General features: G+C 69.2%; 12 protein-coding genes and 1 pseudogene. 4 read left to right on the top strand and 9 right to left on the bottom strand.

All coding sequences use genetic code 11. From position 1 onward, the window contains the following. Positions 1 to 322: 322 nt before the first annotated feature. From NE358_RS01945 to NE358_RS01920, 6 genes are all read right to left on the bottom strand, one after another. Positions 323 to 733, bottom strand: a complete 411-nt coding sequence (locus NE358_RS01945; RefSeq protein WP_103206850.1) for a dehydrogenase — start codon at positions 731 to 733, stop codon at positions 323 to 325. A 331-nt stretch (positions 734 to 1,064) separates the two neighbouring features. After that, positions 1,065 to 1,781: a FadR/GntR family transcriptional regulator gene (locus tag NE358_RS01940; protein ID WP_103206851.1), complete on the bottom strand. Its 717-nt coding sequence runs from the start codon at positions 1,779 to 1,781 to the stop codon at positions 1,065 to 1,067. A gap of 25 nt (positions 1,782 to 1,806) precedes the next feature. Next, complete coding sequence (locus tag NE358_RS01935) at positions 1,807 to 2,586, bottom strand: 3-oxoacyl-ACP reductase (protein ID WP_103206852.1); 780 nt, start codon at positions 2,584 to 2,586, stop codon at positions 1,807 to 1,809. A 118-nt stretch (positions 2,587 to 2,704) separates the two neighbouring features. Then, positions 2,705 to 4,060, bottom strand: coding sequence for an aldehyde dehydrogenase family protein (locus tag NE358_RS01930; protein ID WP_289940884.1), 1,356 nt, complete (start codon positions 4,058 to 4,060; stop codon positions 2,705 to 2,707). Continuing rightward, a complete protein-coding gene (locus NE358_RS01925) occupies positions 4,057 to 4,833 on the bottom strand; it encodes a gamma-glutamyl-gamma-aminobutyrate hydrolase family protein (protein WP_371861600.1) in 777 nt (258 codons plus the stop codon). Before NE358_RS01925 ends, NE358_RS01930 begins: the two co-directional genes overlap by 4 nt. A gap of 19 nt (positions 4,834 to 4,852) precedes the next feature. Further along, on the bottom strand, positions 4,853 to 6,208 hold the full coding sequence (locus tag NE358_RS01920; RefSeq protein ID WP_103206855.1) for a glutamine synthetase family protein: 1,356 nt from the start codon (positions 6,206 to 6,208) through the stop codon (positions 4,853 to 4,855). Between the two features lie 146 nt (positions 6,209 to 6,354). Between NE358_RS01920 and NE358_RS01915 the strand changes: the two genes are divergently transcribed. Further along, positions 6,355 to 7,893 carry an amino acid permease gene (locus NE358_RS01915; RefSeq protein ID WP_103206856.1) on the top strand — a complete coding sequence of 513 codons (1,539 nt, stop codon included), beginning with the start codon at positions 6,355 to 6,357 and terminating at the stop codon, positions 7,891 to 7,893. Positions 7,894 to 7,945: 52 nt separating this feature from the next. On the opposite strand, the gene NE358_RS01910 is transcribed toward NE358_RS01915, so the two are convergent. Then, the gene (locus NE358_RS01910; protein ID WP_174799656.1) at positions 7,946 to 8,620 is read right to left on the bottom strand and encodes a hypothetical protein; all 675 of its coding nucleotides are present in this window, start codon (positions 8,618 to 8,620) and stop codon (positions 7,946 to 7,948) included. Positions 8,621 to 8,680: 60 nt separating this feature from the next. Then, on the bottom strand, positions 8,681 to 9,190 hold the full coding sequence (locus NE358_RS01905; RefSeq protein ID WP_103206857.1) for an amino-acid N-acetyltransferase: 510 nt from the start codon (positions 9,188 to 9,190) through the stop codon (positions 8,681 to 8,683). A gap of 202 nt (positions 9,191 to 9,392) precedes the next feature. Here NE358_RS01905 and poxB point away from each other — a divergent pair. After that, positions 9,393 to 11,099, top strand: a pseudogene (gene poxB, locus NE358_RS01900) (ubiquinone-dependent pyruvate dehydrogenase); the annotation flags it as partial. Positions 11,100 to 11,166: 67 nt separating this feature from the next. On the opposite strand, the gene NE358_RS01895 reads toward poxB, so the two are convergent. Further along, complete coding sequence (locus NE358_RS01895) at positions 11,167 to 13,692, bottom strand: ATP-dependent Clp protease ATP-binding subunit (protein WP_103206859.1); 2,526 nt, start codon at positions 13,690 to 13,692, stop codon at positions 11,167 to 11,169. A 190-nt stretch (positions 13,693 to 13,882) separates the two neighbouring features. Here NE358_RS01895 and NE358_RS01890 point away from each other — a divergent pair, with 190 nt between their 5' ends. Further along, entirely contained in the window at positions 13,883 to 14,509 is a 627-nt protein-coding gene (locus NE358_RS01890) for a hypothetical protein (protein WP_289940878.1), read from the top strand. Then, on the top strand, positions 14,506 to 14,739 hold the full coding sequence (locus tag NE358_RS01885) for a helix-turn-helix domain-containing protein (protein ID WP_116238721.1): 234 nt from the start codon (positions 14,506 to 14,508) through the stop codon (positions 14,737 to 14,739). Before NE358_RS01890 ends, NE358_RS01885 begins: the two co-directional genes overlap by 4 nt. Positions 14,740 to 14,753: the final 14 nt, after the last annotated feature.

The raw sequence follows: 14,753 nt of genomic DNA, 5'->3' as shown, positions 1-14,753 counted from the left end.
CGACACCCCACCGCCCCCGCGCCGGGGGAAGACCCCGGGCGTCGGTCCCCGGGCGGCGGCCCCCGGGCGTCGGACCCAGGGCGTTGGAGCCCGGGCGCCGGTCCCCGGACGTCGGGCCCAGGGCGGCGGACCCAGGGACCCGAACGCCGGGCGCCGGGCGCCGAACCCAGGCGCCGGACCCCGGGCGCCGAACCCAGGGCGCCGAACCCCGGGGGTCGAACCCCGGCGTCGAGCCCCGGCGTCGAACCCAGGCGCCGGACCCCGGGCGCCGGCCCCAGGGCGCTGGACCCCGGGCGCCGAACCCGCGGCACCGAGGGAGAGCTCAGGCGTCCAGCGCGGCGATCAGGTCAGCCGGTGAAGCCTGGATCGGGTGCGGCCCCGCAATGTCGATGAACACCGTGGTGATGGCATCCCGATGCGTTCCGAGGAACGCGCGCAGCCACTGCGGCGACTGCAGGGCCACGTGCGGCGGCAGCGTCTCGGGCTTGTGCGCCGCATCACTGAACAGCAGCAGGGCGAGCTGGCCGGTGTTCGGATCGCGGTAGGTCCAGACCTCGCCGACGCTGAGCGGGTCGTCGGCGTCGCCCGGCGTCATCAGCGGCACGACCGTCGGTCCGTGACGGAGAGCGAAGGCGATCGCCGCCATATCCTGCGTCTGCAGGGCGTCGGTCAAGGCGGTGTTCTTGAAGTCCACGTCGAGCTTCTTCCCCTTGCGCTTCTTGCCTGCCGCCATCCTCCGAGCCTATCCGCGCGGCGCCGCGCACGCCCAAGCTGCGCCGAACACGCCCGCGGCGCTTCCGACGGGAGGAGAATCGCCGACCGGAGGATCGAACGCCCGGGCTGCATCCTCCGCCCGCGGAAGCTCCTCCACCCGGCACCGCCGCGTCATCCCCGCGCTCCCCCGCGCCGCCTCCGTGACCTCGCGGCGACCCACAACCTCCCACCGCACCTCCCGCGCCCCGCGCCGCCTCCCTGACCTCACGGCGCCCCGCGACCTCCCACCGCACTTCGCGCGCTGCGACCCGCGACCTCGAAGCTCCGAAGCCCCGAACCCCCACGAGTCCCTAGGCCAGAAATCCCCGCAGCAGCGCCTCCGACCCGGCGAGGTGGTCGCGCATCGCCGCGTGGGCGGCATCCGGTCTCCCGGCGAGGATCGCCGAGACCACCGCGGCATGCTGCGAGGTCGAGTGCTCGATGTTGCGCGGCAGCAGGGGGAACGTGTCGAGCCAGGCGTTCACGCGCGCGCGGTTGTCGGCGACGAGGGGAACGAGGGACGGGATGCCGGCGAACTCCGCGATCGTCAGGTGCAGGAGCGTGTCGAGTCGGCGGTAGTCCTCTCCCTCGGCGAGCGCGGCCGCTTCGTGCCGCGCCCACAGCACGTCCCGCTCCTCGGCCGACAGCGACCGCGCCGCTGCCGCCCACGCCGCCCCCGGTTCGAGGACGCCGCGTAGGGCGATGACGTCGGAGAGCTCGGCGGCCGAGACGACCGCCGGCGTCGAGGGCCGGGGCACGGGATCGACGACGAAGGTCCCGCCGTAGCGACCCCGCCGCGTCTCGAGCCACCCGGCATCCGACAGCTCCTTCAGCGCCTCGCGGACCGTGTCCCGACTCACCCCGTACAGCGCCGCGAGCTCGCGCTCCGCAGGAAGCGACTCCCCCGGCGCCACGAGGCCGAGCCGCACCGTCTGCACGATGCGCGCCGTGGTGTCCTCCAGCGCGTTGCCGCTGCGCACGGGGCGGTACACGGCCCGGCGCAGGTCGTCGAGCGGCGCGTCTGTCACACCCTCAGCCTGTCACGTCACCGGTTCACAGGGGCGTGACGTAAGCGTTGGTGATGCCCCCGTCGACCACGAACGCCGTCGCCGTGATGAAGGACGCGTCGTCGGATGCCAAGAACGCCACGCTCGCGGCCATCTCCTCCGGCTCCGCGAACCGACCCATCGGCACGTGCACCAATCGGCGCTGCGCGCGCTCGGGGTCCTTCGCGAACAGCTCCTGCAGCAGCGGAGTGTTCACCGGTCCCGGGCAGAGGGCGTTGACGCGGATCCCCTGGCGCGCGAACTGCACGCCGAGCTCGCGGGTCATCGCGAGCACGCCACCCTTCGACGCGGTGTACGAGATCTGCGAGGTGGCCGAGCCCAGCAGGGCCACGAACGATGCGGTGTTGATGATCGACCCCTTTCCCGCGGGCACCATGTGTCGCAGGGCAGCGCGCGAGCAGAGGTATACGCTCTTGAGGTTGACATCCTGCACTCGGTCCCAGGCGGGCAGCTCGGTCGTCTCTATCGAGTCGTCGTCGGCGGGCGAGATGCCGGCATTGTTGAAGGCGATGTCGACGCTGCCGAGGTCGGCGGCGACGCCGTCGAACAGGGCGTTCACGGACGCTTCGTCGGCGACGTTCACCTGCCGGAAGACGCCTCCCACCTCGGTGGCGGCAGCCGTACCGGTGGTCTCGTCGAGGTCGGCGATCACGACCCGGGCGCCCTCGGCGGCGAAGCGACGGGCGGTGGCGAGGCCGATGCCGCTGGCCCCTCCGGTGACGATGGCGACGCGATCGCGCAGACGCTGAGTGAGGTCGATGGTCATGGGCGGTGGTTCCTTTCGAGCTGACCCTTGTCCCGCTTATGGCTGGTTCAGAGCCGCTGAAGCAGCCATAAGTGGGACAAGGAGCGTCACAAGTGGGACAAGGGGTGAAGGGCAGGGGTCACTCGGTGGCGTAGAACACGTTCTTCACCTCGGTGAAGTGCTCGGCGGCATCCGGTCCCAGCTCTCGTCCGAGACCGGAGGCCTTCATGCCGCCGAAGGGGGTGGCGTAGCGCACCGACGAGTGCGAGTTCACCGACAGCACTCCGCTGCGCACTGCGCGCGAGATCCGGATGCCGCGGCCCAGGTTCTCGGTCCAGATCGACCCCGCGAGACCGTACGCGGTGTCGTTGGCGAGGCGGATGGCATCCGCTTCGTCGTCGAACGGCAGCACGGCGAGCACCGGGCCGAAGACTTCGTCGCGCGCGATGCGGTCTCCGGGCTGCGCGAGCACGACGGCGGGGGCGAACCAGAAGCCGTCGCCCTCGGGAGCCGAGCCGCGGAACGCGACGTCGACGCCGTCGAGAAAGCCCTGGACGGAAGAGCGATGGGATGCCGAGATGAGCGGTCCCATCTGGGTGTCCTCACTCGCGGGGTCGCCGACCTTCCAGGCGGCGACGGCCGGTTCGAGCATCTCGAGGAAGCGGTCGAAGACGCTCCGCTGCACCAGCAGACGGCTTCGCGCGCAGCAGTCCTGACCGGCGTTGTCGAACACCGAGCCGGGGACGCCCGCGGCGGCCTTCTCGAGATCGGCGTCGGCGAACACGATGTTCGCGCTCTTGCCGCCCAGTTCGAGCGTCACGGGCTTGAGCATCCGCGCGCAGCCCGCGGCGACCTCGGTGCCGACCTCGGTCGACCCGGTGAACACGACCTTGTGCACGTCGGGGTGCGAGACGAAGCGCTGGCCCACGACCGAGCCCGAGCCGACGACCACCTGGAACAACCCGTCCGGCAGCCCCGCCTCGAGAGCGAGTTCGCCCAGGCGGAGCGCGGTGAGCGGGGTCAGCTCGGCGGGCTTGAGCACGACGGCGTTGCCCGCGGCGAGCGCCGGGGCGAAGCCCCACGCCGCGATCGTCATGGGGAAGTTCCACGGCACGATGATCCCGACCACCCCGTAGGGCTCGTGGTAGGTCACATCGAGTCCGCCGGCGACCGGGATCTGCGACCCGATCAAGCGTTCCGGCGCCCCGGCGTAGTAGTTGAGCACCTGCGCGACGTGCTGCGCCTCCCAGCGGGCCGAGCCGATCGGGTGGCCCGAGTTCTTCACCTCGAGCGCCGCGAGCTCGTCGACGTGCGACTCGACGACCCGGGCGAACGCGCGCAGAGCGTCGGCGCGGGCGACTGGAGCCAGGGCTGCCCACGCGCGTTGCGCGCGCACGGCGCTCGCGACGGCGGCATCCACGTGCTCGACCTCGGCGCGTTCGAGCGTCGTGATCGGCGACCCTGTCGAGGGGTCGATGACGGTGAAGGTGCTCATGCGGGAACTCCCTGGCGCTCGGAGGTGGTGACCGGGCCTGCGGGCTCGGACGAGGGGGCGGCGGCACGCGACGCTCGGTACACCGCGGCAGCAGCGACCAGGCCCAGGAACAGTCGGCGATCCTCGGCGTTCTCTTCGGGATGCCACTGCACGGCGACCAGGTAGTCGTCGCCCTCTGTCTCGACGGCCTGCACAAGGCCGTCGTCGGTGCGAGCGGTCACGCGAAGCCCGTCGCCGACCCGGTCGACACCCTGGTGGTGGTAGCTGTGGACCGTGAGCGGACCGGCGCCGACCAGACCCGCGAGCCGCGTGCCGGCATCCACCTCGACCGTGTTCTCGGCGAACACGCCCCCGCCGATGCGGTAGCGCTCCGTGCCGAGTGCTTCGGGCAGATGCTGGTGCAGGGTGCCGCCCCTCGCGACGTTGATGAGCTGCAGCCCCCGGCAGATACCGAACACCGGGATGCCGCGCTCGCGCGCCCCCGCGAGGAGCGCGATCTCCCACGCGTCCCGGTCGGCGCGAGCGGGGTCGGTGAGCGGGTGACGCTCCGCCCCGTACAGCTCGGGCTGCACGTCGAGGCCGCCCGTGAGGATCAGCCCGTCGAGCCCGTCGAGCACCGCCGCCGCGGCCTGCTCGGGTCGCGGCTGGGGCGGCAGCAGCACGGCGCTCGCGCCCGAGGCCGTGACGGCATCGAAGTACTGCTGCGGCAGGAACGAGGCGCGGACATCCCACACGCCCTGCTTCGCGCGCTCCAGGTACGTGGTCAGCCCCACGACGGGGGTCCTGCTCGAATCAGAGGCGCTCGAAACCACGCACCCGCTCCCAATCGGTCACGGCGGCGTCGTAGGCCTCGACCTCGATGCGCGCCTGGTTGAGGTAGTGCTCGACGACCTCGTCGCCGAAGGCCGAGCGGGCGATCGCCGACTCCGAGAACAGCCGAGCGGCTTCCCGGAGGGTCGTCGGAAGGGTGTCGACACCGGCCGCATACGCGTTGCCGCTGAGCGGGTCGGGCAGTTTGAGCTCGTTCTCGATGCCGTACAGGCCCCCCGCGATGATCGCCGAGATCGCGAGGTAGGGGTTCACGTCTCCCCCGGGCACGCGGTTCTCGACGCGCAGCGACGAGCCGTGGCCGACGACGCGCAGGGCGCACGTGCGGTTGTCAACGCCCCAGGCCACCCCGGTGGGGGCGAACGACCCCTTCGCGTAGCGCTTGTAGGAGTTGATCGTGGGGGCGTACAGCAGCGTGAATTCGCGCAGGGTGGCCAGGATGCCGGCGATCCAGTGGCCCATCAGGGGACTGAATCCGTACTCCCCGTCGCCGGCCATCACCGCCGATCCGTCATCGCCGCGCACGGAGAGGTGGATGTGGCAGCTGTTGCCCTCACGCTCGTTGAATTTGGCCATGAAGGTCAGCGACTTGCCGTGCCGATCGGCGATCTCTTTCGCGCCGTTCTTGTACAGGGTGTGGTTGTCAGCCGTCTCGAGAGCCTCGGCGTAGCGGAACGCGATCTCCTGCTGACCGAAATTGCACTCGCCCTTCACGCCCTCGCAGTACATGCCGGCGCCGTCCATGCCGAGGCGGATGTCGCGCAGCAGCGGCTCGAGCCGGGTCGTCGCGAGCAGGTTGTAGTCGACGTTGTAGTCGGTCGAGGGGGTCAGCCCCGTGTAGCCCTTGGCCCACGCGTCGCGGAACGAGTCGTCGAAGACGATGAACTCCAACTCCGTTCCGGCGTAGGCGGTGAGTCCGCGCTCGGCGAGACGAGCGCGCTGCGCGGTCAGGATGCCGCGGGGCGACTGTGCGACGTGCGCGCGATCTCCCCACGCGAGGTCGGCGAAGACGAGCGCGGTCCCGGGCTGCCAGGGGATCGTGCGCAGGGTGTCGAGGTCGGGCACGAGCAGCATGTCGCCGTAGCCCTTCTCCCAGCTCGACATGGCGTACCCGTCGACGGTGTTGAGGTCGACATCGACCGAGAGCAGGTAGTTGCACGCCTCCGCGCCGTGGCCGCGGACTTCGTCGCGCCAGAACCGCGCGGCGACGCGCTTGCCGACGAGCCGGCCCTGCGCGTCGGGGAAGGCGACGACGACCGTGTCGATCTCTCCCGCCTCGATCGCGGCATCCAGGTCTTCGCTGCTGAGATTGCCCGCCATGGTCTCCCTCTCGCGGTGGTCACGTCACCTCGTGCGAAGGACGTAACGAGGAACTTACACGCCAAAGGTAGACAGGTCGACCAATAGAAGGCCATGATTTCCCGCAAGGCGACCCCGAAGCCTGTCCGCATCCGTCTGGAGGCCACATGTCCACCTCGAGCAACTCCCGCAAAAAGGTCGCCGGAGCCACCTATACGGCCACCGACGCCTCGTACTTCGAGAAACGCACGCTGAAACGCTCGGCGGGTGTCTGGGGCCTGTGGGGTCTCGCCGTCGCCGCCGTCATCTCGGGCGACTTCTCGGGCTGGAACTTCGGCATCGGCTTCGCCGGATTCGGCGGCATGCTCATCGCCTTCGTCATCCTGGTGGTGATGTACTACGGCCTCACCTTCTCGATCGGAGAGATGGCCGCCGCCATGCCGCACACGGGCGGCGCCTACTCGTTCGCCCGGTCGGCGATGGGACCGTGGGGCGGCCTCGCGACGGGTCTCGCCGAGACCATCGAATACGTCGCGACCACCGCTGTCGTCGTCTACTTCTCGGGGCAGTATGCCGACTCGGCGCTTGAGCTGCTGACCGGCGTGAGCCTCCCCTCTTTCGTCTGGTGGATCATCCTCTACGCGCTGTTCATCGCTCTCAACGCCGCCGGCGCGAACATCTCCTTCGGGTTCGCGATCGTCGTCTCGATCATCTCGATCGGCATCATCGTCGTCTTCGGTGCGATGTCGCTCCTGACCGGCGCGTTCGACTGGGGATCGCTCTGGAACATCGCCCCCACGGACGGGAACACCGAGTTCCTGCCCTTCGGGGTCGGATCGATCCTGCTGGCGCTCCCGTTCGCGATGTGGTTCTTCCTCGGCATCGAGGAGCTCCCCCTCGCGGCAGAGGAGTCGCACGACCCCGCCCGCGACATCCCCCGCGCGGGGCTCTGGGCCCGCGGCACGCTCATCGTCACCGGTCTCATCGTGCTGTTCCTCAACACCGGCGTGCTGGGCGCCGACGCCACCGGCAGCTCGCTCGAACCCCTGCTCGACGGTTTCCGCGCGATGGTCGGAGACCAGGCCGCGGCCCTCCTGTCGCTCCTCGCGCTCGTCGGGCTCCTGGCCTCGCTGATGGGCATCATGTTCGCCTACGGCCGCAACATGTACTCGCTGTCGCGCGCCGGATACTACCCGCGCTGGTTGTCGCTCACGGGCGCACGCAAGACACCCTGGGTCGCCCTCGTGTTCGGCGCTGCGCTCGGCTTCGTCGCTCTCGTCGTGGTGCAGGCGGCCGGCGGCGACGCCAGCCCCGCGGGAGCGATCGTGCTCAACATCGCCGTCTGGGGCGCGGTGCTGGCCTACTTCCTGCAGATGGTGTCGTTCATCATCCTGCGACGGAAGTTCCCGAATGCGGTGCGCCCCTACAAGAGTCCGTGGGGATTGTTCGGGGCCTACTCGGCCGCCGTCATCGCCGCGATCGTCTTCTTCGGCCTTCTCTTCAACCCGACCTATCTGCTCGCGATCGTGGCGATCATCGTCGTCTACGCCGTGATCTTCGTCGCCTTCGCGGTCTACGGTCGCCATCGACTCGTCCTCTCCCCCGAAGAGGAGTACGCCCTGTCCGGCGGCTTGCACGGCGACCCCCAGAAAGAGGGCTACGACGCCATGGAGGGCGAGGTGTTCGGGAAGAACGCCGGCGCCTGAATCCGGGAACGACGAGGGGTGGATGCCGACCGGCATCCACCCCTCGTGATGTTCAGCGCAGAATGAACGACGCCGTCCCCGACGACGGGATGCCGCCGATGGACACGCTCAGGTGATAGGTCGCTCCCCCACCGGGGGCGTACGGCCGTTCTCCCCCGCAGGAGTTCACCGAGGAGCGCGTGCGGTCCCAGGTCAACGGGGCGGAGCTCGTGACGACCTGACCGGCGGCCAGCGTCACCTCCATGTCGCTGGGCTCGGCCTGGCAGTCGGTCGACCGCCACCACACGTCCGACCCGCTCGTCACGGTGAACGACTGGGCGCTCGTGCCGACGTTCATCGTGCACGGGTTCGCGCTGGTGTTGGTGAGCTTGATCGACAGTTGCGGGTTCTCGCCCTGCCCGTATTCGCTCTTGTCCGACAGCGCCGCGACCGAGATGTCGGCCGCCGTGCACTCGACGGGCCCCGCGGGCGCGGTCGGAGTGGGCGAAGCGGACGGCGCGGCGGAGGGAGTCTCGGACGCCGCCGGCGCGGTCGTCGCCGCAGCAGCGGAGGGAGTGCTCGCGGCGGGATCGGAAGTCGTCTCGGCGGTGGGAGCGGCACGCCACGGGGGAGCCGCCACGAGCCACACGACGAGGCCGATCACCAGCAGAGCGAGAAGCCCTGCGGCGAGACGACGACGACGGTAGACCGCCGGGGACTGCCTCCGCCTACGGGGGGCATCGGTCATGGTTCCAGGGTAGGCGGCGCGGCTGTGCGCCCGCGCCACGGCACGCTCAGGAGCGCAGGCTCATAGGTGCTTCAGCATCCGCGTGTTGCCCAGGGTGTTCGGCTTGACGTGGGCGAGGTCGAGGAACTCCGCGACCCCCTCGTCGGGGCTGCGCACGAGCTGCGAGTAGACGTCGGGGTCCACCACCTGCTCGCCGATCTCGGCGAAGCCGCGGCGAGTGAAGAAGTCGACCTCGAACGTCAGGCAGAACAGCCGCGAGACGCCGAGCGCCCGCGCTCGCTCCTCGAGCGTCTCGACGATGGCGCGGCCGACGCCGTGGTGCAGCCACTCGTCGTGGACGATGAGCGTGCGGATCTCGCCCAGGTCCTCCCACATCACGTGCAGTGCGCCGCACCCGATGACCACACCGTCGGCCTCGGCGACGACGAACTGCTGCACCGAGCCGTAAAGGACCACCAGGTCTTTGCCCAGCAGAATGCGCTTCTGCACGAACGGTTCGAGGAGCTCGTGGATGCGTCGCACGTCGGCGGTTCCGGCGGGGCGGACGACGAACGGCGCGGGCGAAGTCATCTTCCCAGCGTACGCCGCTCGGCTCGGCATCCCTGCGGGGGCGTCAGGACCGTTCGACGCATAGTCGGGTCGAAGCCGCGGCAGACCACGTCCACAACCACGGGAGTAGCGTGATCCGTGGTGACGCGCGATCGTCACGAGCGGTCGCGCGATTCGTCCCCCTCTCCGATGAAAGGACTGCTTCGTCCCTACCGTTGCCGAAAACATCGTGTCCGTCCTCCGCCACCACGGCGTGCAGCGCGTCTACGGCCTTCCCGGCGACTCGCTCAACGGGTTCACCGACGCCATCCGCCGAGACGGCGACATCCGCTGGATGCACGTGCGACACGAGGAGGCCGCGGCCTTCGCCGCCTCGGCCGAGGCGGAGCTGACGGGAGAGCTGACCGTCTGCGCCGGAAGCTGCGGACCCGGCAACCTGCACCTCATCAACGGTCTCTATGACGCGAACCGCTCGAGGGTGCCGGTCCTCGCGATCGCCGCCCACATCCCGACCGCAGAGATCGGGTCGACGTACTTCCAAGAGACGCATCCGCAGGAGCTGTTCCGCGAGTGCTCGGTGTACGTCGAGTACGTCGCCGACCCTGTGCAGATGCCTCGGCTGCTCGAGATCGCGATGCGTGAAGCAATCGAGAAGCGCGGCGTCGCCGTGCTCGTCATCCCGGGCGACGTACTGCTGGCAAAAGCCCGGAACGACCGCGTCGCGACGATCGCGCGCACGACTCCCCGCATCACCCCCTCCGACGACGAGCTGCGGCGCACCGCCGATGTGCTGAACGCGGCCGAGAAGGTGACGATCCTGGCCGGCGCGGGCGTCGCGGACGCGCACGACGAGGTGGTCGAGCTGGCTCGCCGCCTGCAGGCCCCGATCGTGCACGCCCTGCGCGGCAAGGAGCACATCGAGTGGGAGAACCCGTTCGACGTCGGAATGACCGGCCTGCTCGGATTCTCGTCGGGGTACCGGGCGATGGAGGATGCCGATGTCGTCCTCATGCTCGGGACGGACTTCCCGTACCAGCAGTTCTACCCGAGCCGCGCGAAGCACATCCAGGTCGATATCCGGGGCGAGCAGCTCGGACGCCGGCACCCGATCGACATCGGCCTGGTCGGCACCGTGCGCGACACCGCCCGCGCACTCCTTCCGCTGCTGAACGAGGGACGATCGACGCGGCACGCCGACGACGCGCGTTCGCACTACCGGACCACCCGGTCCAAGCTCGACGATCTCGCGGTGCCGAGCGCCGCCGGCAAGCCGCTGCACCCCCAGTTCGTCGCACGGACGCTCGACCGTCTCGCCGACGACGACGCGGTCTTCATCCCGGACGTGGGCTCTCCCGTGGTGTGGGCGTCGCGCTACCTCACCATGACGAGAGAACGCCGGCTCATCGGGTCGTTCGCGCACGGGACCATGGCGAACGCCCTATCGCATGCGATCGGCGCGCAAGCGGCCTTCCCCGACCGGCAGATCGTGGCTCTGGCCGGCGACGGCGGTCTGGCGATGCTGCTCGGCGAATTGATCACGATCGTCCAGAACGACCTCCCCGTGAAGACCGTCGTCTTCGACAACTCCTCGCTCAACTTCGTCGAGCTCGAGATGAAGGCCGCCGGCTTCGTCACCTACGGCACCGATCTGCGAAACCCCGACTTCGCGGCGGTCGCCGAGGCGATCGGCATCCGGTCGTTCCGCGTCGACGAGTCGACTGACCTCGAGACCTCGCTCGCCGCGGCTCTCGCTCACCCCGGTCCGGCCCTCGTGTCGGTGAAGACGGCTCGGCAGGAGCTGTCGATGCCCCCGTCCGTGACCCTCGAACAGGCTAAGGGCTTCACCCTCTACGCGATTCGGACGATCCTGTCCGGCCGGGGCGATGAGCTCATCGACCTCGCCGCGACCAACGCGCGCCAGCTGTTCTGACGCCGCTGGACCGAACAGAGGAGGGGCCCGGATGCCATGGCATCCGGGCCCCTTCTTCGTCGCGGTGTCAGCTGCCGGCGAGGGTGTCGGGGGTGGCGGCGATCTCGCCCGCCGTTCCGACGCCGATCGCGACCTTCTCGCCGCGCGGGCTGGTCTCGAACGAGAACTGACCGTTCTCGACGCCGACCTTCACGTGGTCGCCCGACTCGAGTTCGCCGTGCAGGATCTTCTCGCTGAGTCGGTCCTCGACCTCGCGCTGCATGGCGCGACGCAGGGGGCGCGCTCCGAGCGTCGGGTCGAACCCGATCTCGATGAGCTTGTCCTTCGCGTCGTCCGACAGCTCGACGGTCATGTCTCGGTCGAGCAGACGGTCGGCGAGGCGCTTGACGAACAGGCCGACGATCTGACGGAGCTCGTCCTTGTTCAGCTGCGGGAACACGATGACGTCGTCGACACGGTTGAGGAACTCGGGCTTGAAGTGACGCTTGAGCTCCTCGTCGACCTTGCCCTTCATCCGCTCGTACGAGGTCTGCGCGCTGCCCTCGACCTGGAAACCGACCGGACCACCGGCGATCGCCGACGAGCCGAGGTTCGTCGTCATGATGATCACGGTGTTCTTGAAGTCGATGACACGGCCCTGACCGTCGGTCAGACGACCCTCTTCGAGGATCTGCAGCAGCGAGTTGAAGATGTCGGGGTGGGCCTTCTCGATCTCGTCGAAGAGCACGACCGAGAACGGCTTGCGGCGCACCTTCTCGGTGAGCTGGCCGCCCTCTTCGAATCCGACGAACCCGGGAGGGGCACCGAACAGACGCGAGACGGTGTGCTTCTCGCCGAACTCCGACATGTCGAGCGAGATCAGCGCGCCCTCGTCGTCGAAGAGGAACTCGGCGAGCGCCTTGGCGAGCTCGGTCTTTCCGACGCCCGTGGGGCCGGCGAAGATGAACGAGCCCGAGGGACGCTTGGGGTCCTTGAGGCCCGCGCGCTGACGACGGATCGTGCGCGACAGAGCGGCGATCGCCTCTTCCTGTCCGATGACCCGCTGGTGCAGGGCCTTCTCCATGAACATGAGGCGGCTGGACTCTTCTTCGGTGAGCTTGAACACCGGGATGCCGGTCGCCTGGGCGAGCACCTCGGCGATCAGACCCTCGTCGACGACCGCGTGGGAGGCGACGTCACCCGAGCGCCACTGCTTCTCGAGACGCAGACGCTCCGCGAGGAGCGACTTCTCCTCGTCGCGCAGCGCGGCGGCCTTCTCGAAGTCCTGGTCTTCGGAGGCCTGCTCCTTCTGCTCCCGGACCTTGGCGATCTTCTCGTCGAACTCGCGCAGCTCCGGCGGGCTCGACAGGATCGACAGACGCAGGCGGGCGCCGGCCTCGTCGATCAGGTCGATGGCCTTGTCGGGGAGGAACCGGTCGCTGATGTAGCGATCGGCCAGGTTCGCCGCGGCGACGATCGCGCCGTCGGTGATCTGCACCTTGTGGTGCGCCTCGTAGCGGTCGCGCAGCCCCTTCAGGATGTTGATCGCGTGGGGAAGGCTCGGCTCGGCCACCTGGATCGGCTGGAAGCGGCGCTCGAGAGCGGCGTCCTTCTCGAAGTGCTTGCGGTACTCGTCGAGCGTGGTGGCACCGATGGTCTGGAGCTCACCGCGCGCGAGGAGCGGCTTGAGGATGGATGCCGCGTCGATCGCGCCCTCTGCGGCGCCCGCGCCCACGAGGGTGTGGATCTCGTCGATGAAGACGATGATGTCGCCACGCGTGCGGATCTCTTTGGTGACCTTCTTGAGGCGCTCCTCGAAGTCACCGCGGTAGCGGGAACCGGCGATGAGCGAGCCGAGATCGAGCGAGTAGACCTGCTTGTCCTTCAGGGTCTCGGGCACATCGCCCTTGACGATGGCCTGCGCGAGACCCTCGACGACGGCGGTCTTGCCGACGCCGGGCTCGCCGATGAGGACCGGGTTGTTCTTCGAACGGCGCGACAGGATCTGCATCACGCGCTCGATCTCCTTCTCGCGCCCGATGACGGGGTCGAGCTTGTTGTCGCGCGCGGCCTGCGTGAGGTTGCGTCCGAACTGGTCGAGAACGGCCGACCCGCCCTGGGCCGCGCCCTGGGTCTGCTCGCCGGCACCCGAGGCGACGCCCGCGGGCTCCTTGCCCTGGTAGCCCGAGAGCAACTGAATGACCTGCTGGCGCACCTTGTTCAGGTCGGCACCGAGCTTGACGAGGACCTGGGCGGCGACGCCCTCGCCCTCGCGGATGAGACCGAGCAGGATGTGCTCGGTTCCGATGTAGTTGTGTCCGAGCTGCAGCGCTTCGCGCAACGACAGCTCGAGGACCTTCTTCGCACGCGGCGTGAACGGGATGTGGCCGGTCGGCTGCTGCTGCCCCTGGCCGATGATGTCCTGCACCTGCTCGCGGACGGCATCGAGCGAGATGCCCAGCGACTCGAGCGCCTTGGCAGCCACGCCCTCACCCTCGTGGATGAGGCCCAGAAGGATGTGCTCCGTGCCGATGTAGTTGTGGTTCAGCATCTTCGCCTCTTCTTGGGCGAGCACCACCACACGACGAGCACGATCGGTGAATCTTTCGAACATCCTCAGTCCCTCCAAAAATGGGCTGACAGGCACGCCTCCGCGCGCCGTACATCGAGAGTAACCAGCGGCCGGATGCCAGAGCCCCGTGTTCGCCGTGGGCATACCGCCACATCGCTCGCTCTTGCGGGGCCCATCGATCATCGTTATGTTATCGACAACCGATAATAACGATCATCGATAAGGAGCGATTATGGCTTCCCCCCGCCCCACGTCCCGGGTCCTGTCGCGCGGCGATACCGCCGGCTTCGTCCTGTTCCTGATCGGCGGCGTCGCGATCGCCGTGGCGGCCGTCGTGCAGGCGATCGCCGACATCGCTCGTGTTCTCCCGAATCGCGACATCACGCTCCTCGCCCCCTTCGCCGCGACCGATGCGCAGGCGCCGCTCGGCCCCGGCGGCTCGGCGGTGACGGTCCAGCTCGATTCCGCCTCGGTGACCGTCGCGTCTCTCCAGCCCGCCTCGCTCGCGGCGCTCGTCATCAGCCACGCGGTGTTCGCAGCGGCCATGGTGACGGTGGTGACGCTGCTGCTCGTCCTGTGCTTCGGCATCTTGCGGGGGCGCATCTTCTCCCGGGCGCACACAGCGCTCGTGACCGCAGCCGGCCTCGTCGCCATCGCGGGGATGTACTTCGTGCCCTTCTTCCACAACATGGCCGTCAACGGCGCACTCGCCCTGGTGTCCGAAGGGACCTACGACCGAGCGGTCGTCGGCACGGTCGACGTCTTCGCCATCTTCGCCGTCGCGTTCGTCGTCGCCCTCGCCGGCACCGTCTTCGCGGTCGGCGATCGTCTCCAGCGCGACACCGAGGGCCTCGTATGACCCCGGCCGCCACGGATGACGAGCCCACCGGCATCCACTGTCGCCTCGACGAGCTTCTCGAGGCGCGGGGCATGACGCTGACGCGCCTCAGCGAACTCGTCGGGGTCTCGGTGGTGAACCTGTCGGTGCTGAAGAACGACCGCGCCCGAGCGATCCGCTATTCGACGTTGTCCGCCATCTGCCGCGTACTGGAGTGCGAGGTGGGCGACCTGCTCGTCAGAGATCGCTGACGCCGGGTCCGGCC

It is taken from the genome of Sphingomonas sp. G5, assembly GCF_052660795.1.
The sequence above is the reverse complement of the archived record's forward strand: the minus strand, read 5'-3'. Positions and strand labels throughout refer to the sequence as shown.